This is a genomic window from Kribbella polygonati (assembly GCF_050320105.1).
Lineage (GTDB): Bacteria > Actinomycetota > Actinomycetes > Propionibacteriales > Kribbellaceae > Kribbella.
The window spans coordinates 5108487-5126021 of sequence record NZ_CP190129.1 but is presented as its reverse complement, the minus strand read 5'-3'; the positions used below and the strand labels follow the sequence as shown (position 1 = coordinate 5126021).

Below are 17535 nucleotides of genomic sequence, written 5' to 3'. Positions count from 1 at the left end.
AACCATGACACCGAGCTGCACGTCGCTGGAAGACGCCTACCTGGTGCACAACCCGCTGTACTCGGCGGGGCAGGTGCCCGCGGTGCCCTGCAACCTGCCAGACGTGCCGTTGAAGACGCCAAGCGACGTACAGCGCTCCGGGGACGCCATGATCGTCTGCCTTGAGCGTGCCTGGAAGCCGGTTGTCGAGCGGACGGACGACAACTTCTTGCCGACCGATCTGTACGTCGTGACCGTGGGCGCAAGGACGGCCTGTGGCGACTTCGACGACGACGCCGATGCGTTCTACTGCTCCGACAACTCGGACATCTACGTCGACTGGACCCAACACGTCGAGGAGAGCCCGGACGACCGGCCGTACGCGTCGGCGTACCTGCTGGGAGTACTCGCGCACGATTTCGGGCATCATCTTCAGCAGCTGGCCGGCATCATGGCGTACTCCGACGACAGCCTGGAACGGAGCCGACGCATCGAATTGCAGGCCTCCTGCCTGGCCGCCGCGTTCCTCGGCGCGAACCAGGCCACACTCAACCTGTACGGCGATCGCTTCGACGGCTACAAGGACGAGGCCTACGCCGGCGATCGTGAGCACGGCTCGGACAAGAACAACAAGGCCTGGTCCGACGCCGGCTTCTCGGCCAAGTCACCGTCCGCCTGCAACACGTGGGCGGCCACCGCGAAACGAGTCAGCTGACATGCGCCGTACGGCGGCACTCCTCGCTGTGCTCCTCCTCGCCGGCTGTACTCGGTCAACCATCCCGCTCGCCACAGCCCCGCCGTCCACGCCGACGACGACAGACATTCCACTGCCGGATCCGTCGTTGATGGGGAACAGTTTGTACAAGGCCGGGCAGGTGGCCGCCGTCAAGTGCAGCACTCCATCCGCCCCGCTGGCGACCAAGCAGGCGATGATCGGTCGCAGCCCTCTACTGCAATGAGACGCGCAGTATCTACTTCAACTGGCCGGCGTACGTCGTCAAGGAGGCGGAGCGTCAGGAAGATGGTCGTGCTTCGGTCCAGTACCTGATGGCCCATGAGTACGGCCACCACGTGCAGGAACTGACTGGGCTGAGGAGCGGCTACGCACATGAGTACTGGACCGCGGAGCCGAGCGCGCAACAGGGTGAACAGGACCGCCACGAGATGCAGGCGCACTGCTTCGCGGCTGCGTTCTTCGGGGCGAACCGGGAGACACTTCGGCTGAAGGGTGAGCGGCTCGTCCAGTTCGGTCACCCCGGGTACACGCCCAGTGGGAGCGCGGACCATTTTCTCGAGTGGCTGGAGCGTGGGTTCGCCGCGCGCGGGCCGCGAGACTGCAACACCTGGGCGAAGCCGGCGGCTGCCAGCGACCTCAGGTGAGTTTGAGTTTGAAGCCTTCGTGGGTGTTTTCGAAGCCGAGGTTGGTGTAGAAGCGGTGGGCGTCAGTGCGGGTTTTGTCCGAGGTGAGTTGGACGAGGGTGCAGCCGCGGGTGCGGGACTCCTCGACGGCCCACTGGACGAGGGTGGTGCCGAGGCCGGCGCCGCGGGCCTGGCGGGAGACGCGGACGGCTTCGATCAGGCCGCGGCTGGAGCCGCGGCGGGAGAGGCCGGGGATGATCGTGAGCTGCAGCGTGCCGATCACCTCGTCGTTGCGTTCGGCAACCACGAGGAGCTGGTTGGGGTCGGCGTCGATCTGCTCGAACGCGGCCAGGTACGGCGTCAGGTCGGCGGTCGACTCGCGGGTGGCGCCGAGCTGGTCGTCGGCGATCATCGTGACGATCGGGGCGACGTCGGCGGCGGTGGCGCGGCGGATCACGAGGTCGGTCATGGGTCCAGGATGGCAAACAGCTGAAGCGGTTCAGCCGCCGGGGTAAGGACCGAAGTACTGCGATGGTGATTGCCTTATGCAAACACTTTTCGTTGCCCGCCTCGCCGACCGCCGTTGTTTGCCTCGGGCATCAGCGGGTAACAGTCATACTGGACACCACTGCATCCGCCCGTGCCGGGGTTGGGGCAGTTATGCGCCGACAGCGGATGCGGGCCAGTCCTGAAAGGTTCATCCGATGTCAGCGTTAGCGATTGACTTCACCCAGCCGTTCGAGGATGCGTTCAGCAAACTGCTGTCGTTCATCCCGAACCTGCTGGGCGGCCTGGTCATCCTGGTAATCGGCTACTTCGTCGCCAAGGTGCTCGGCAAACTCGTCGGCAAGCTTCTCGGCCGGGTCGGGTTCGACAACTGGATGGAGCGGGCCGGCGTTTCCGGTGTGCTGCAACGGTCGGGCACGGGGCTGACCGCTTCGGCGATGCTGGGCAAGGTCGTGTTCTGGTTCGTGTTCCTGATCAGCTTCACGATGTTCGCCTCCGCGCTCGGCGTACCGGAGATCTCGAACTTCATGAGCGACATGCTCGGCTACATCCCGCGGATCTTCGCCGCGATCGTGATCGTCTGCCTGGCGGCGCTGTTCGCGAACTTCCTGGCCGCGATCATCCGCGGTGCCACCGGCAACGAAACCCTGGCGAAGGTGGCGCGGTACGCCGTCCTGGTGTACGCCGCGTTCGCCGCCCTCACCCAGCTCGGTGTCGCGGTCCAGCTGACCGGCAACACGCTGCTGATCGTGCTCGCGGGTGCCGCACTCGCTCTCGGCCTCGCTTTCGGTCTCGGGGGCCGCGAGATGGCCGGCCGTGCACTGGGCAACCTGTTCTCGAAGGACAACCTCCAGAAGCCGGCCGCGGACCCGAACGCGGCAGACGCCAACGGTACGGCGGCCTACCCGACGCAGGGCAACTACCAGGGCAACTACGAGGGCGGCTACCAGCAACAGCAGCCCGAACAGCACCCGGCCGCCCACAGCACGGGCACCTGGTCGAACGGCAACCCCCAGAACGGCAACTGGCAACAGGGCCAGTAACCATTCCCAGACGGGCGGCAACCGAACCTGGTTGCCGCCCGTCGCATGTCAGGGAGTGGGAGATGTGCCTGGTACCGGCTCGCTCGGATAGAGCTCGTGCCACAGCCACGCGAGAAACTCGCCGTCGTCGTCCCATTCGTCGTACTGCGCTGCCGTACTGATCGCGTCCGGATGAAGACCTTGGCGGTCGCTCTCCAGGAGCTGGACGAATTCGGTCTTGAAAGTCATCATCTGCGTGTCGTCCGGCCGGTTGGCGCGGGCTCGGTGCACGAGAGCGTCGAAGTTCTCATTGCGAACTTCCGGGTGATAGTACGTATCCACAACGGCCAGGAAGGTCGCGTACGGACCTCCGCTGTCGCGAAGCCAGTACTTGGCGATCTGGGACATCTGATTCTGATCTCAGTTTCGTTCTTTCGATGGGTGCGCGGGCACCAGCATGGCAATCGGCTGAGAGCCGTCAGGTCAGCCGATCCCGGAATCTCGTCAAAGACGATCTGCGACCATCTCGATGATCCGCCGTGCGGGATCGCCGGTGACTGCTTGACCGAGGGCCTCCGTTGAGAGTTGCCAGAAGTTGCCGCATCTGACCTTCCTCGCCGCGGCAGCCGGGGGTCAAGCCGGTTGCCACAAGTTGCCCCCTCCGCGGCTGGAGCGGCGGCATCTGTGCTCGGGCGGAATTATGCATGTCGGCAAATGGGGGCACCTTTTGGCAATGTGCTCGATCCGGGTGGCCAGGTCGCGGCAGTGTGTCGGCCGTGAGGTTGCGACTACGAGCGCGACCGAGCCGACTGGGTGTGCGGTGCCACCGCGCAGTGGATTGATGGTTTGGAAGGTCGACGGATGAGTAACAGGTCGGAGTTGTCGAGCACGGCCAGGGAGTCTCGCGGGGTCGTTCTGAACGAGCGAGGCTGGCCGGTCCTCCGGCCGTCTGACGCCGAGCCGTGTGACGGTCGGAATCCTGTGCCGGGCCAGGTCTGCGTTCTCAGGTATCACAACGGCTATCACCGGGACAGCAGCAACGCGGGGTGGCTGGACGACGAGTAGCCCCCACAATCGGCGGGGTATGCGTGCTGGTCCCTGCGCCCGCGCGTGCCCTGCTCTCCAAACCGTCCGTTCGCGTTGGTGGCCTCGAGTGCCGGCCTTCGCTGATGCTGAGTTCGTTGATAGCTTCCCCGCCGCGCTACCCGGTCGGCGCGGCGGAGGGGCGGCCAACGTATCCCAGTTGTCAACGAGCATGTGCCTGGAGCGGAAGCGCATCTTGACCTCCGCCTTCAGCTGCAGTGCGTGGACGGTCGGTGGGCTCGGGGCAGGTGGGCGTGTCGACGTTGGGGGATCTCGGGTGCTCTGCCCGGTGCGTGGGGCGGGTAGGCGCGTTGTGCGGGCGCAGGTTGGACGTGTGCGCCTTTGGTGCGGGGCATAGGGGGTGGGTGGGCTCGGAGCAGGTGGGCGTGTCGACGGTGGGGGAATCTCACCCGATCCCCCCGGAGCTCGTCGTACGGCGGTGCCTGTTAGTTGTTGTCCGGGCCGGCCTTGCGGACTTCTTCTACCTTGGTCATGGCGTCGCGGAGGTCGGCGAGCCAGGTTTCGCTGTGCTGGGCGACGAGTTTGACGCACCAGCCGAGGGCGTCGCTGCGGGAGCGGGCCACGCCGGCGTCGACGAGGGTGTCGAGGACCTGGCGTTCGGGCTGGCGGAGGCGGGTCATCACGGGGGCGGACAGCGACGTGAAGACGGTCCTGGTGTCGCCGCAGCGGACGCCCCAGGCGACCTTGCGGCGGGCGGCGTGCTCGAGTTCGCGGGCGATCTCGATCCGGCGTTCGCGGGTGTCCTCGCGGAACTGCTTGATCCGGCCGTCCTCGGCGGCGGAGCGCTCGGCGGCGCTCACGTCCTGGTTCTGCTCGGGTGCGGGGATCCGGCCGACGATCAGGATCTCGTCCCGGTCGATCGACAGTTCGGTCTCACCCTCGAACCAGTCGCCCGGCAACCGCCCGGTCAGCCAGCCCCGCACCTTCTCGTGCTCGGTCTGCGTACTCATGTAATCATGATTACACCACTGCAAGCAGCACTCAAGCCGTCAGTGGTACCGCACCATGTACGCCGCGTGCGCGTCACCCTGCGACAGGCCGACGTTCGACACCCCGATCACCAGCGTGTGCCGGGTGACGTCGTTCCGGTAGGTCACGTACGTCGTACCGGCCGCACCCTCGGCGCGGATCCGCGTCCAGTGCGAACCGCCCACGGCGGCCACCCCGTGCAGCTGGCGTACGGCGGCCGGCGTCGCGTAGTACGCCGTCCACTTCGCGTCCCCGCGGCCCCAGGCCCGGACGAGGTTGTCCGACCACTGCACCGCGTTCCACGCCTTCGGCTCGTTGCTGAACCTGGCCGTGTACGCCGCATGCCAGCCGCCGGCGCCGCGCAGCCCCACGTTCTGTACGCCGACCGTGAGGTTCCCGCCGCGCGCATCGTCGTGGTACGTGACATAGATCGTCCCGGCCGCACCCTCGACGCCGGTACGCCGCCAGTGGATCCCGCCCGGCGTCGCCTGCCCGAAGAGCGTTCGTGAGGTGCTTGCGGAGGCATAGCAGTTGGCGGCCGCGGTGTTCCCGCTGCCCCACGCGCGGACGAGCCGGTCGGCGTACGTCGTCGCGGAGACGCCCGCCACCGAACCCGCACAGGTTGCGGCGTTGGCGGGGGTCGCGCCGGTGAGGACAAGCGGTGCGGTCACCGCAAGAGCCGTCGTGGCGCCAAGACCCATGATCCTTCGAATCATCATCGACCTCCCGAGTGGATGTGGTCCTACTGCATGGGACGCCACATCCGACCCGGGAGTTTGCGCTGCAACACGCTTGCAATATCAAGCAGCCGGTGGTGGCGCGAACGCCGCGCGTAACCGCTCCTGCGCCGCCGCTCCGGCCGCGGTGTGGTCGAGCCCGAGCAACGCCGCGCCGACCACCGGCGGTACGTCGACCACCCGCGGCACCGCCTTCGGGGCGACATCGGCGAGCAGCCGGGTGACCCGGTCGAGGAGCACGGGATGCCGGGCGGTGAGGACGCCGCCGCCGAGTACGACGGTGACCGGTTCGGCGAGCAGGTCGAGCCGCCGCAACGCGCTGAACGCCATCGCGACGATCTCCTCGGCCTGCTGCTGAACGATGCCCAAGGCAACGGTGTCGCCGGCGGCCGCGACCTGGAACAGCACCGGCGCTGCTTCGAGCTGCCGGTCCGGCGGCAGCTCGCCGAAGTGGAACGCCTCGATCACCGCGTTCAGGGAAGTCTTGCCGTAATGCATGGCCAGCGCGGTCACCAACGCGGTCGCCGGCCCGCGCCCGTCCTCGGCCCGCGACGCCGACCAGAACGCCTCCTCGGCCAGCTGCGCGCCGCCGCCCCAGTCGCCGGTCACCTTCCCCAACGCCGGGAACCGCGCCGTACGGCCGTCCGGCAGCATCCCGGAGCAGTTGATGCCGGCGCCGCACACCACGGCCACACCGCGCGGCTCGTCCACTCCCGACCGCAGCAGCGCGAACGTGTCGTTGGTGACGTACACGGACTCCGCCCAGCCGCGCTCTTGGAAGACCGTGGTCAGCTGCTCGACCTCAATGGGCAGGTCGGCGTTGGCCAGGCATGCTGACACCTGCTGCACCAGCGGTACGTCGCCAACGTGCAGCCCGGCCACCGCGGCCGCAGCACGCACAAGCGGCTCCAGCTGGTCCACCGCGGCATCAGGACCGAGCTTCTGTGGCTCGAACCCGCCACCACGCGCCGTACCGAGCACTGTTCCGTCGGCGGCGACCAGTGCGACGTCGGTCTTGCTGTTACCGGCGTCGAAGGCCAGTACGCCGCCCGGGACTAGCGCGCCCACGGCAGGTACGCCTGGTTGTGTGCCAGCAGCTTGTCCGTGAGTTCCTGCGCGATGGAGACTTGTCCGACGAGCGGATGCGCCAGCAACGCCTGGAACACCCGGTCAGCTCCACCCTGTACGGCGGCCTGCAGTGCCAGGTCTTCGTACGCCGTCACGTGTGCGACGAGGCCGGCGTACAGCGGCTCCAGCGGGGACACCGCTAACGGCTGAGCGCCCTGTGCGTTCACCGTGGCCGGTACTTCGATCACGGCGTCGTCAGCGAGGAACGGGAACGTCCCGTTGTTGAGCGTGTTGACCACTTGTACGTCGCCGGTGTCGTTGAGCAAGGACGACGCCAGCGCGACGGCAGCCTCGGAGTAGTACGCGCCGCCGCGCTTCTCGAGCAGCGCCGGCTTCTCGTCGAGTTGCGGGTCGGCGTACATGTCCAGCAGCTCCTTCTCGAGCGCAGCCACCTCGGCTGCACGTGAGGGCTTGTGGAGCAGTTCCTTCACTACCGCGTCGTGCTGGTAGTAGTAGCGCAAGTAGTACGACGGGACCACGCCTAGCTGCCGTACGACGTCCGCCGGGAGGCGCAGGTCGTCCGAGATGGCGGTGAGGTGCTTCTCGAGGAGTTGGGGCAGCACGTCCTCGCCGTTGACGCGTACGGCGCGCTCCCAGGTCAGATGGTTCAGCCCGACGTGGTCCAGCGAGACCTCCTCCGGCGTGACACCCAAGAGCGCGGCGAAGTGGCGCTGGAACCCGATCGCCACGTTGCACAGCCCGACCGCCTTGTGCCCCTGCGACAACAGGGCCCGCGTCACGATCCCGACCGGGTTGGTGAAGTCGATGATCCACGCGTCCGGGTTGGTACGCCGTACCCGCTCTGCAATGTCCAGCACGACCGGGACGGTCCGTAGCGCCTTGGCGAGACCGCCGGCGCCGGTGGTCTCCTGGCCGACGCAGCCGCACTCCAACGGCCACGTCTCGTCCTCGTTGCGCGCAGCCTGCCCGCCCACTCGCAGCTGCAGCAGTACTGCGTCAGCGCCGTCGATACCGGCGTCCAGGTCGGACGTGGTGATCACACGACCCGCGTGGCCCTGTTTGGCGAAGATACGCCGCGCCAGGCCGCCCACGAGCTCCAAGCGGTCCGGTACAGGGTCTACGAGCACCAGCTCCGACACCGGCAGCGAGTCCCGCAGCCGGGCGAACCCGTCGACCAACTCAGGCGTGTAGGTGGACCCGCCACCAACAACTGTCAGCTTCATCCCTTGACCCCTGTCAGAGTGACGCCTTCGATGAAGGCCTTTTGCGCGAAGAAGAACAAGATGATCACCGGGGCCATCACCAGCAGCGTTGCTGCCATCGTGAGGTTCCAGTTGGTGTGGTGTGCGCCCTTGAAGGACTCCAGGCCGTAGCTGAGCGTCCATGCGGCCGGGTTCTCGCTGGCGTAGATCTGTGGGCCGAAGTAGTCGTTCCAGCAGTAGAAGAACTGGAACAGCGCCACAGCCGCGATAGCCGGCCTGGCCATCGGCAGCACGATCCGTACCAGGGCCCTGAACTCGCCGCAGCCGTCCACCTTGGCCGCGTCCACGTAGTCCTTGGGAATCGTCAGCAGGAACTGCCGGAGCAGGAAGACCGAGAACGCGTCAGTGAACGCCATCGGGATGATCAGCGGCCACAACGTCCCGGACAGGTGCAACTGCTTCGCCCAGAACAGGTACATCGGCACGATGACCACCTGCGGCGGCAGCATCATCGTGGCGATCACCAGCATCAGTACGGCGTTCCTGCCGCGGAACTTGAACCTGGCGAGGGCGTACGCGACCGGGATACTCGACAGCAACGTGAGCGCTGTACCGAGGACGGCGTACATGAGGGTGTTCTTCCACCACGTCAGGAACCCGGGCGTCTCCCAGACCGTCCGTAGGTTCTCCCAGTGCCAGCTGTCGGGCCATAGGTTCCGCGTGAGCGCCTGCTGGTCGCTCATGAGTGCCGTGAGGAAGATGAACACAAGCGGCAGCACGAAGAACAACGCGGCCGCGATGGCGAGCGCATGTACGCCGAGCCAGTGAAAGAAGCGGTTCACGCCGCGCTCCTCTCGCTCATGGAGCGCATCAGGAACCCGGTGAACACCATCGCCAGCGCGAACAGCACCAGCGCGATCACCGAAGCGCCGCCGGTGTCGAAGCGCTGGAAGCCCAGGTGATACACGAGCTGCGGCAGCGTCAGCGTGGACTTCTCCGGGTACCCCGGCTCGAACTGCTGCCCCGAGCCGCCGATGACCCCGCTGGCGACCTTCCCGGCGACCAACGGCTGCGTGTAGTACTGCATGGTCTGGATGACGCCCGTGACAACGGCGAACAGCACGATCGGCGAGATGTTCGGCAGCGTCACGAACCGGAACCGCTGCCACGCGCCGGCGCCGTCAAGCGACGCCGCCTCGTACTGTTCCTGCGGTACGTCGAGCAGCGACGCCATGAAGATCACCATCAGGTCGCCGATGCCCCAGAGCGCGAGCAATGTCAACGCCGGCTTCGACCAGGCAGGGTCGTTGAACCAGCCGGGCTGCGGCAACCCGAGGCTGCCGAGGATGTTGTTCACCGGGCCGGTGCCCGGGTTGAGCAGGAACGCGAACGCCATCGTGGCGGCGACCGGCGGGGCCAGGTACGGCAGGTAGAACGCCGTACGGAAGAACCCGGCGCCTGTCTTCACCTTGGTGATCAGCAGGCCGATGCCGAGGCCGAACAGGACTCGTAGCGTGACCATGACGACTACCAGCCACAGGGTGTTGCGCAGGGCGGGCCAGAAGAACGGGTAGTCGGTGAAGACGTACTGCCAGTTCTTCAGGCCGGTCCAGGTCGGCGGGGTGAACCCGTCGTACTTCATGAAGCTGAAGTAGACGGTCGAGACCAGCGGGTACAGGAAGAAGAGACTCACACCTATCAGCCAGGGTGACAGGAAGGCGAGGTTGCGCAGGGTCTCCTTGCGGCGCTTCTGACGGAGCGTCATTTCGCCTGGGCCAGGTCTTTGTCGATCTGCTCGTCCGTCTTCGCCAGACCAGCTGCCAGGTCGGGGACCTTGCCGGACTCGTAGGCGTAGCCGAAGTCCTGCAGCGTCAGCTGGTACGCGCCGCCGTTCGGGCTGGCCGGCGTGGTGCTGCTCTTGGGGTGCTGGGCGATGCCGAGGAACGGCTTGAGGTCGGCGTTCAGCTTCGGGGACTTGAGCGCGTCCAGCGTGGACGGCACGTTGTGGATGGCGTTCGCGAAGCTCACCACGGCGTCGGTGTCGGTGGTCATGAACTTGACCAGCTCCCAGGCCGCGTTCTGCTTCTGGCTGGTGCTGGCGATCCCGATCACGGTCCCGGACAGGTAGCCCTTGCCGTAGCTGTCGGCCTGGTCGTCGGGCACCGGGAACGGCGCCACGCCGATGCCGAACTTTGCCCCGGCGTCGCGGGCCATCCCGAGCCGCCACTCGCCGTCCATCGTCATCGCGACCTGTCCGGTGTGGAACGGGTTCTTCGCCCCGAACTCGTCGCCGAACGTCGCGCGGTACTTCTCCAGCTTCGCGAACCCGCCGAGCTGCGCGACCAGGCCGTGCTGCCACTTCAGCATGCTCGCGAACGCCGGGTCCTTGGCCAGGTTCGACTTGCCGTCGGGGGTGAAGTACGTCGGGTTCCAGAGCGCGGCGAAGTGCGACGTGGTCGACTCGTACCCGTGGAAGTTCGGCATGAAGCCGAGCTGCGTGTAGCTGTCGCCCTTGGTCCTGGTCAGCTTCTTCGCGTCGGCGTCGAACTCGGACAACGTTTTCGGCGGCGCGGAAATCCCGGCCGCCTTGAACGCGTCCTTGTTGTAGTACAGGCCGTACGCGTCGTTCAGCAGCGGGAGCGTGCACCGCTTGCCCTGGAACTGCGTGTAGTCCTGCAACGGTTTAGGAAACGTCGTGTCCAGGTCGATTCCGGACTTTCCGAGGAACGGCGTCAGGTCGCTGAACACGTTCGACGCGCAGAACGTGCCGACGTTGTCGGTGGTGAACGACGACACCACGTCCGGCGCGTTGGAGCCGCCGGCCCGGAGCGCCTGCTTGATCTTGTCGTCGTTGATGTTGCCGACGACCTTGACGTGGATGTTCGGATGCTCGGCTTCGAAGGCCTGCACGTTCGCGGAGATCGCGGCCACCTCGGAAGGTGCGCTCCATCCGTGCCAGAACGTGATCGTCACGTCCTTGGTGGCATCGTCGTTCGCCTGCGGTGCGTTCGAGGTTCCGGTGCAGGCCGTCGCTGCGAGGGCGACTGCGGCGGTGCCGAGGGCGGCACGGGTGAAGCTTCGCATCCATTCTCCTGGTTACGTGATCGGTGGTCCCGCGGTGTCGAAGACCTCGTCGCGGGTCGTGCTCAGTGCGGACTGCAGCGCTCCGGAGAGCACGGGGTCGGTGCTGATCGCGGTCATCAACAGCTGCGGCCGCGGTACGGCGAGATCGGCGAGCTCGTCCTGGACCAGCCCGCGCAGGCGTTCCCCGCCCGCGGTGATCACACCGCCGGCCAGCACGATCAGCTCCGGGTCGACGACCGCGACGATCGCCGCCAGACCGACCGCGAGCCGGTGCGCGAACTCGTTCAGTACGGCGTCGCCGGCGCCCTCGGTCTGCAGCGCGGTCGCGATCGCGGCCTCCGGCGTACGGGCCTTCAGGCCGTGTTCACGGGCGAGCTCGAGGACGGGTTCGCCACCAGCCAGCTCCTGGAAGCCGCCGGCGTTGTTGCGGCCGACGTTGCGGATCAGCGGCGTACCCGGAAGGGGCAGGAACGCGACCTCGCCGGCGCCGCCGGTCGCACCCCGGTGCAGGCGGCCGTTGATGACGATCGCGGCGCCGATGCCCTCCTCGCCCCAGAGCAGCACGAAGTTCTCGTGCTCCTGGGCATGGCCGACCCGCTGCTCGGCGACCGCGGCCAGGTTGACGTCGTTCTCGACCTCGAGCGGTACGGCGATCGCCGCGGCCAGCTCCTCCAGCAGGTGCGGCGCGTGCCAGCCCGGGAGGTGGGTCGCGTACCGCAGCCGGCCGGTCGTCGGGTCGAAGCCACCCGGCGTACCGATCGAGACCCGGTGCAGCCGTTCCCGGCTCAGCCCGGCCTCGCCGGCGGCACCGTCGATCGCCTTCAGCACCCGGTCGACCGTGCCCCGGGCGCTGCGGCCCGGGGTGGCCAGCTCGTAGCTGCCCACCACGTTCCCGGTCAGGTCGGCGACCGCGGCCCGGATCCGCGTCGGCGTGACGTCCAGCCCCGCGACGTACGCGATCTCGCCGTTGATCTCGTACAGCTGCGCGTTCGGTCCCGGACGGCCGGCGGTGGTCCCGCTCGGGCGCACCAGCCGGGCCGCCTCGAGGCGGGCGAGCAGCTGCGACGCGGTCGGTTTGGACAGCCCGGTCAGGTTGCCCAGCGTGGTGCGGGAGAGCGGGCCCTGGCTGAGCAGCAGGTCCAGGGCGGCGCGGTCGTTCATCGCGCGCAGCAGGCGCGGCGTTCCGGGTGTCGTTGCCATGAGCCAACCCTGCCTCCCTTCGCCGCCCGCGGGTACTCGCCGCGCTGAATGTCAGAACTGTTAGGAAAGTTTCCTATTAGCGCGAGACGGTACGGCGGAGCGGCGCCGCTGTCAATCGCGGCGCTGGAAAGTCAGGGTGTGGCGGTTACCTCGGCTGTGCCTGTTCGGCGAGGAGGGCGAACGACACCAGCCAGTGCGTCGACATGAAGTCCCCGTCCGTCACGGTCGGCAGCACTGCGTCCACCTGACGATCAGCTCCGGCCCGTAGTACGTCGGCGACCTCCGGCACGGCAGGAGCGATCGTCCGCAACTGCCAGGCCCGGGACAACGCCAGCCCGCCAAGATGGGCCAACTGCCCGTCCCCGGTGTTGTCCGTCACCGGCACCTCCAGCAAGTGCCGATGCGTATCAGCCCCAAGCCCCGGCAGGAACGCCGACAGCCAGCTCCGGAACTCGGCATCCGGCAGCACCCGCCGCATCAGCTCGGCCTCCGACAGCGCAGGCGACAAGAAGTCGGTCCCCGACGGCTCGAAGCGCGTGTCGTACGCCGTGTCCTCGCCGTACCACTCCAGCGCCCGCGCCCGAACCGCCTCCACCACATCCGCGCGACCCAGCTCGCCGTACGCCCCATGCAGCAGCGCAAGCGCAAAGGCTGAGTTCAGGTGTACGCCGTGCCGCACCGGGTACGCCTGCTTCGGCAGCCACGCCAGTACTAGGTCCGCGATCACATCACCCAAGGGAGCAAGGGCTGCTGCCCAAGGGGTGTCACGTGCCGCAGCAACCAGCATGGCGGCCCACGCCCAGCCGTACGGACGCTCGTACGAGGGATGCTCCCGCAGGTACGCAGCCTCGACAGCAATGGCCTCCGGCGTCAGCCGCTTGTTCAGCAGCTCTACCGGGCGTTGGCCGACCTCGTCCGGTGCAAGCGTCAGCAACCGGACCAAAGACCACTGCATGTGCGCGCTGGAGTGCCAGTCGTACGACCCGTGGAACGCCGGGTGCAGACGGTCCGGCGTCACGTCCACGTCGTCCGGACCGGCGGACGCGTGCTGGGTGGCGTACGGGTAGGTGGTGTCGAGTACCTCGCAGGCGATGTTGGCCCAGGCGGCGGCGTACTTCATCGGACTCCCTCTTGATCGGCTAGAAGGCGAAGACGTACATCAGGACGATGTTGCAGGCCAGCAAGGGGATCGCGGTCGGGATCTGCGCCTTGATCGGGCCGTACTGGTCCTTCATCTCCAGCAGCGCCGCCGGGACCAGGTTGAAGTTGGCGGCCATCGGCGTACACAGCGTGCCGCAGAAGCCGGCCAGCATCCCGATCGCGAACACGACCGCCGGGGTGCCGTGGAACTGCTGCACCAGCAGCGGCCAGCCGACCGCCGCCGTCATCACCGGGAACGCGGCGAACGCGTTGCCCATGATGATCGTGAACAGCGCCATGCCGATGCAGTACAGCGCCACGGCGGCGATCAGCGAGCCCTTCGGGATCAGGTGGTTGGTGACGTTCCCGACCGCCTTGCCGACGCCGGACGCGGTGAACAGCAGCCCGAGCGTGGCCAGCATCTGCGGCAGGATCGCGGCCCAGCCGATGTGCTCGAGCAACCGCCGGCCCTCGTGCAACGGGACGGCCGGAGATTTCGGGCGGAACAGCACCATGCCGACGATCAAGGCCAGGATCGACGCGACCCCGAGGCCGATGATCGTCGCCGAACCGGTCTCCAGCAGCAGCTTGCCGTTGCTCAGTTTGACCTTGGCCAGCCAGGCGCCGAAGATCGCCGCGACGACCGGGATCACCAGTGCGGGCAGGAAGAGCTTGTTGCCGAACCTGTTCGCGAAGTGCTCCCGCTCGGCCGGTGTCGTCGTACGTTCCTGACCGCGCGCCGGGAAGCCGAAGCCGGCCAGTACCGCGATCGCGATCACCGCGAGGCCGAGCACCCACGCCGGCGCCTGCTTGTGGACGACGAACGTGCCGTAGCCGAAGGACACTCCGAGAAGGCCCCAGAAGGCCGCACTGCCGAGCCGTTTCGGGTTGCCGCGGTCGTTGACCACCTGCAGCGCGATCAGCACGAACAGGATCCCGCACAGCCAGTAGAACCACTCGACCTTGATCATCGCGCGGCCTCCTCGGCGTCCGCCGCGGCCGCGGCCGCGAGCTTGTCGAGCTGCCGGTCCAACAGCCACAGCCGGGTGCCGTGGATGAGCAGCGCGCAGATCGCGGTCGGGATCGCCCAGACCGCGATGTCGATCGCCTCGAGCTTCAGGCCGTACGTCGTGTCGACGAAGCCGGTGATCAGCAGGATCGAGCCGACCGCGACGAAGATGTCCTCACCGAAGAAGACCCCGACCGTGTCGGAACTGGCCGCGAAGCCCTTGATCTTCTCCTGCATCTTCTCCGGCAGCTTGCCGTACTTGCGCTCGGCGGCGCCGGCGGCCATCGGGTGGATCAGCGGCCGCACGGCCTGCGCGTACCCGCCGATGCTGGTCAGGCCGACCGCGGCGGTGCCCTGCCGGATCACCATGTACAGCGCGAGCAGGCGGCCCGTGGTCAGGACCTTGAGTTTGCTGATCAGCTTGCGGGCCTGGTGCTGCAGCCCGTAGCGCTCGATCAGCCCGATGACGGGCAGCGTGACGATGAAGACGGTGACGGAACGGCTGCCGGCGAAACCGTCGCCGAACGCGTCCAGGATCTTGACCGGAGACAGGCCGCCGATCAGGCCGGCCACGATCCCGGCCGCCGTGACGACCAGCATCGAGTTGATCCGGAGCGCGAACCCGACGACCACCACCGCGATGGCGAGCAGAACCCACATGGTTCCTCCCGGGGGGACAGGGCGATTCCGCTCACCATAGGAGATTGTTGAACGATCCTGCAATGGATCATTCGAACAAATTCTCCACCGGCTCCACCGGGACGACGCCCTCGGCCTTTGCCGCGAGGTCCGGATCGACCGTGATCAGCGCGTCCGCCTGCAGCCGCGTGACCGCGAGGTACTCCGCGTCCCGGAGCGTGTCCCAGTCCTGGTCACGGGCGATCTTCCACGCCGTCCAGCGGGACACCCGGTCGCCGAGCGCGCGGATCTTCACCTCGGTCATCCGGGTGTGCAGCTGCCGCGCGTCCTTCTCGGTCCGGGTGCCGAGGCGTACGTCGCGGAGCAGCTGCTCGAGCGCTTCCGAGCGGATGGCCGCGGGCGCGACCAGCTGATGGTGTGCGGCGACGGCCAACTCACCGTCGACGAGGTGCAACAGGGTGGGTGCATCGATCACATAGCGCGTCATGCACCTCAGACTGCCCTAGGGGAGGCGCCAATCCACCGGAGCGGAGCCCTGCTCGGCCAGGAGTGCGTTGACCCGGCTGAAGGGGCGGGAGCCGAAGAATCCGCGGTCCGCGGACATCGGGCTCGGGTGCGCGCTCTCGACGTACGGCGTACTGCCCAGCATCGGCTTGAGGGTCTGTGCGTCACGGCCCCAGAGGATCGCGACCAGCGGGCCGCCGCGGTTCACCAACGCGTGGATCGCCTGCTCGGTGACGGACTCCCAGCCCTTGCCACGGTGCGCACCGGACTTCCCAGGCTGCACGGTGAGCACTCTGTTGAGCATCAGCACGCCCTGGTCGGCCCACGGCGTCAGGTCGCCGTTCGACGGAGCTGCCACGCCCACGTCCGCCATCAGCTCGCGGTAGATGTTCTGCAGGCTGCGCGGGATCGGCCGTACGTCGGGAGCGACCGAGAAGCTCAGCCCTACCGGGTGGCCCGGCGTCGGGTACGGGTCCTGGCCGACGACGAGCACCTTCACCTGGGCCAGCGGACGGTGGAACGCCCGCAGCACGTTCTCGCCGGCTGGCAGGTACGCCCGGCCCGCAGTGATCTCCCCGCGCAGGAACTCACCCATCTGCGCCACAGTGCCTTCGACCGGCGCCAATGCCTCGGCCCAGTCCGGCGCCACCAGATCCGCCAACGTCTTAGGACTCACCCGCCACAGTCTCGCAGTACTGCGGTTCGTAGTGCACCCCGGGTTGTCGCCTGCTGTTTGCGTGTCGCTCAAACGCTGGTGTCACTACGGACGGTACAAAGGGCGCGGCCCCGCAAAGGTATGAGCTTGCGGGGCCCTTGCTATGTCGACAGCCGGCGCAGGGCCGCGGCGTAGCGGGTGGCTGCGTAGTGCTGGGCTTTGCGGGTTACGGGGCCGGCTAGGCGCGTGTACCAGGTCGCGGGGCGGCTGTAGGCGCGGATGGCGACGTACACGCCGTCAGGGGCGCGAGTGACGAGGAAGGACTCTTCTCCTGACTCCGGGTGTCCTTCAAGCGTTCCGTAGGCGAAGCCGATGCGGTCCGGCTCGTTGACGGTCCAGACAACGCGGCAGGGGACGGGCAGGCCTAGCCGGCCTTGAAGGCGCCTGCTGAGGAGGCCTGGGCCTAGTACTCCCAACGAGTTGGTGCCGACCTTGGGTGGTGCGTCGGTCGCGGTCATCGGTAGTCCGGCCGCCCGTTGCATCCGCCATGCCAGCAATGCGTCCGCGGCACGCTGGAACACCTCGTCCCCGTCGCCGATCCGTTCGCGGTACTCGAGTCGGTGGAGCCCCTCCGGCGTCTCGTCGTACTGCGTGCACCCCACCTCGTCGTACGTGAACTCCAACCCCGCAAGGTCATCCAGCTTCATCGAACCCCTCCCGCCGCAGCGCCAACACCCCACACAACCCAAACCCAACCGCATTCGCCGTACTCCGTTCTGCCCGGCGCGACCGCTTCCAGAGCCTCCAGCCGACCAGCCACATACCTATGGTCAGCACCACAGCTCCCGCGAGCTCGACCGGGTCGCCGAGGAAGAAGCCGAGCAGAACGATCACCGTGCCGAGCGGGACGCTCACGGCGGCCAGGCCGTCGGCGGAGAGGTACGCCATCAGGGCTGCTGCAAAGCCGGCGAAGTGGAAGTGGGCGACGGTCAGCGACAAGACCGTCAGGTTGAAGCCGAAGAGTTCGTACGACGATCTCTCGGCGACCAGTGCGAGCGCAGCGATCGACGGTGTGGCCAGAGCGGTGTAGAGCGCAACCTGGCGCACACCGAGCTTCTTGTGCTGCAAGAAGTGTCTTGCGGCGAGCGCGATCAGTACAAGCGTGCCGACGCAGTAGATCGACGCCAACGCGATCGATACTGCGCCGCGCGGTAGCCACAGGGACAGCGCGCCGGGGACGGCGAACGCGAACCACCAGTGGGTGCTGGTGGTTCGCGTTGGGAGGAGGGTGAGGCCCAGGGGGACGACAACGAGCATGCCTAGGCTCACCGCTGCG

At 67.5% G+C, this 17535-nt stretch carries 19 protein-coding genes and 1 pseudogene; 3 read left to right on the top strand and 17 right to left on the bottom strand.

The features are described 5' to 3' along the window. The first annotated feature begins 4 nt into the window (after positions 1-4). A complete protein-coding gene (locus tag ACQHIV_RS24250) occupies positions 5-694 on the top strand; it encodes a neutral zinc metallopeptidase (RefSeq protein WP_427885375.1) in 690 nt (229 codons plus the stop codon). A 239-nt stretch (positions 695-933) separates the two neighbouring features. Further along, positions 934-1359, top strand: a pseudogene (locus ACQHIV_RS24245) (neutral zinc metallopeptidase); the annotation flags it as partial. Here ACQHIV_RS24245 and ACQHIV_RS24240 read toward each other — a convergent pair. Then, positions 1352-1807 carry an N-acetyltransferase family protein gene (locus ACQHIV_RS24240; protein WP_427885373.1) on the bottom strand — a complete coding sequence of 152 codons (456 nt, stop codon included), beginning with the start codon at positions 1805-1807 and terminating at the stop codon, positions 1352-1354. The pseudogene ACQHIV_RS24245 and the gene ACQHIV_RS24240 sit on opposite strands and share 8 nt — an antisense overlap. 235 nt (positions 1808-2042) lie before the next feature. Between ACQHIV_RS24240 and ACQHIV_RS24235 the strand changes: the two genes are divergently transcribed. After that, positions 2043-2888: a mechanosensitive ion channel family protein gene (locus ACQHIV_RS24235; protein WP_427885371.1), complete on the top strand. Its 846-nt coding sequence runs from the start codon at positions 2043-2045 to the stop codon at positions 2886-2888. Between the two features lie 48 nt (positions 2889-2936). Here the strand turns inward: ACQHIV_RS24235 and ACQHIV_RS24230 are convergent, their stop codons facing one another. The 16 genes from ACQHIV_RS24230 to ACQHIV_RS24155 all read right to left on the bottom strand — a co-directional run bounded on the left by ACQHIV_RS24230 (position 2937) and on the right by ACQHIV_RS24155 (position 17528). Beyond that, positions 2937-3275, bottom strand: a complete 339-nt coding sequence (locus ACQHIV_RS24230) for a hypothetical protein (RefSeq protein WP_427885369.1) — start codon at positions 3273-3275, stop codon at positions 2937-2939. A gap of 1121 nt (positions 3276-4396) precedes the next feature. Further along, complete coding sequence (locus tag ACQHIV_RS24225; protein WP_427885368.1) at positions 4397-4921, bottom strand: hypothetical protein; 525 nt, start codon at positions 4919-4921, stop codon at positions 4397-4399. 39 nt (positions 4922-4960) lie between these two features. Continuing rightward, positions 4961-5659 carry a hypothetical protein gene (locus ACQHIV_RS24220; protein ID WP_427885366.1) on the bottom strand — a complete coding sequence of 233 codons (699 nt, stop codon included), beginning with the start codon at positions 5657-5659 and terminating at the stop codon, positions 4961-4963. A gap of 81 nt (positions 5660-5740) precedes the next feature. Continuing rightward, positions 5741-6745: an N-acetylglucosamine kinase gene (locus ACQHIV_RS24215; protein ID WP_427885364.1), complete on the bottom strand. Its 1005-nt coding sequence runs from the start codon at positions 6743-6745 to the stop codon at positions 5741-5743. After that, positions 6733-7989 (bottom strand): 6-phospho-beta-glucosidase, encoded by a 1257-nt coding sequence (locus tag ACQHIV_RS24210; RefSeq protein ID WP_427885362.1) that lies wholly within the window; start codon positions 7987-7989, stop codon positions 6733-6735. Before ACQHIV_RS24210 ends, ACQHIV_RS24215 begins: the two co-directional genes overlap by 13 nt. Beyond that, positions 7986-8810, bottom strand: a complete 825-nt coding sequence (locus ACQHIV_RS24205; RefSeq protein ID WP_427885360.1) for a carbohydrate ABC transporter permease — start codon at positions 8808-8810, stop codon at positions 7986-7988. Before ACQHIV_RS24205 ends, ACQHIV_RS24210 begins: the two co-directional genes overlap by 4 nt. Continuing rightward, positions 8807-9733, bottom strand: a complete 927-nt coding sequence (locus tag ACQHIV_RS24200) for a carbohydrate ABC transporter permease (RefSeq protein WP_427885358.1) — start codon at positions 9731-9733, stop codon at positions 8807-8809. Before ACQHIV_RS24200 ends, ACQHIV_RS24205 begins: the two co-directional genes overlap by 4 nt. After that, positions 9730-11052, bottom strand: coding sequence for an ABC transporter substrate-binding protein (locus ACQHIV_RS24195; protein ID WP_427885357.1), 1323 nt, complete (start codon positions 11050-11052; stop codon positions 9730-9732). The genes ACQHIV_RS24200 and ACQHIV_RS24195 overlap by 4 nt, the downstream gene beginning before the upstream one ends. A gap of 12 nt (positions 11053-11064) precedes the next feature. Then, complete coding sequence (locus ACQHIV_RS24190) at positions 11065-12252, bottom strand: ROK family protein (protein WP_427885356.1); 1188 nt, start codon at positions 12250-12252, stop codon at positions 11065-11067. A gap of 145 nt (positions 12253-12397) precedes the next feature. Beyond that, positions 12398-13372 (bottom strand): DUF2891 family protein, encoded by a 975-nt coding sequence (locus tag ACQHIV_RS24185; RefSeq protein ID WP_427885354.1) that lies wholly within the window; start codon positions 13370-13372, stop codon positions 12398-12400. A 19-nt stretch (positions 13373-13391) separates the two neighbouring features. Next, on the bottom strand, positions 13392-14363 hold the full coding sequence (locus ACQHIV_RS24180; protein WP_427885352.1) for a DUF979 domain-containing protein: 972 nt from the start codon (positions 14361-14363) through the stop codon (positions 13392-13394). Next, positions 14360-15061: a DUF969 domain-containing protein gene (locus tag ACQHIV_RS24175; protein ID WP_427885350.1), complete on the bottom strand. Its 702-nt coding sequence runs from the start codon at positions 15059-15061 to the stop codon at positions 14360-14362. Before ACQHIV_RS24175 ends, ACQHIV_RS24180 begins: the two co-directional genes overlap by 4 nt. Positions 15062-15128: 67 nt before the next feature. After that, positions 15129-15527, bottom strand: a complete 399-nt coding sequence (locus ACQHIV_RS24170) for a hypothetical protein (protein WP_427885348.1) — start codon at positions 15525-15527, stop codon at positions 15129-15131. 15 nt (positions 15528-15542) lie between these two features. Beyond that, on the bottom strand, positions 15543-16220 hold the full coding sequence (locus tag ACQHIV_RS24165; RefSeq protein WP_427885347.1) for a uracil-DNA glycosylase: 678 nt from the start codon (positions 16218-16220) through the stop codon (positions 15543-15545). Between the two features lie 140 nt (positions 16221-16360). After that, positions 16361-16906: a DUF1990 family protein gene (locus ACQHIV_RS24160; RefSeq protein WP_427885345.1), complete on the bottom strand. Its 546-nt coding sequence runs from the start codon at positions 16904-16906 to the stop codon at positions 16361-16363. Then, positions 16893-17528, bottom strand: coding sequence for a YndJ family transporter (locus ACQHIV_RS24155; RefSeq protein WP_427885344.1), 636 nt, complete (start codon positions 17526-17528; stop codon positions 16893-16895). Before ACQHIV_RS24155 ends, ACQHIV_RS24160 begins: the two co-directional genes overlap by 14 nt. Positions 17529-17535: the final 7 nt, after the last annotated feature.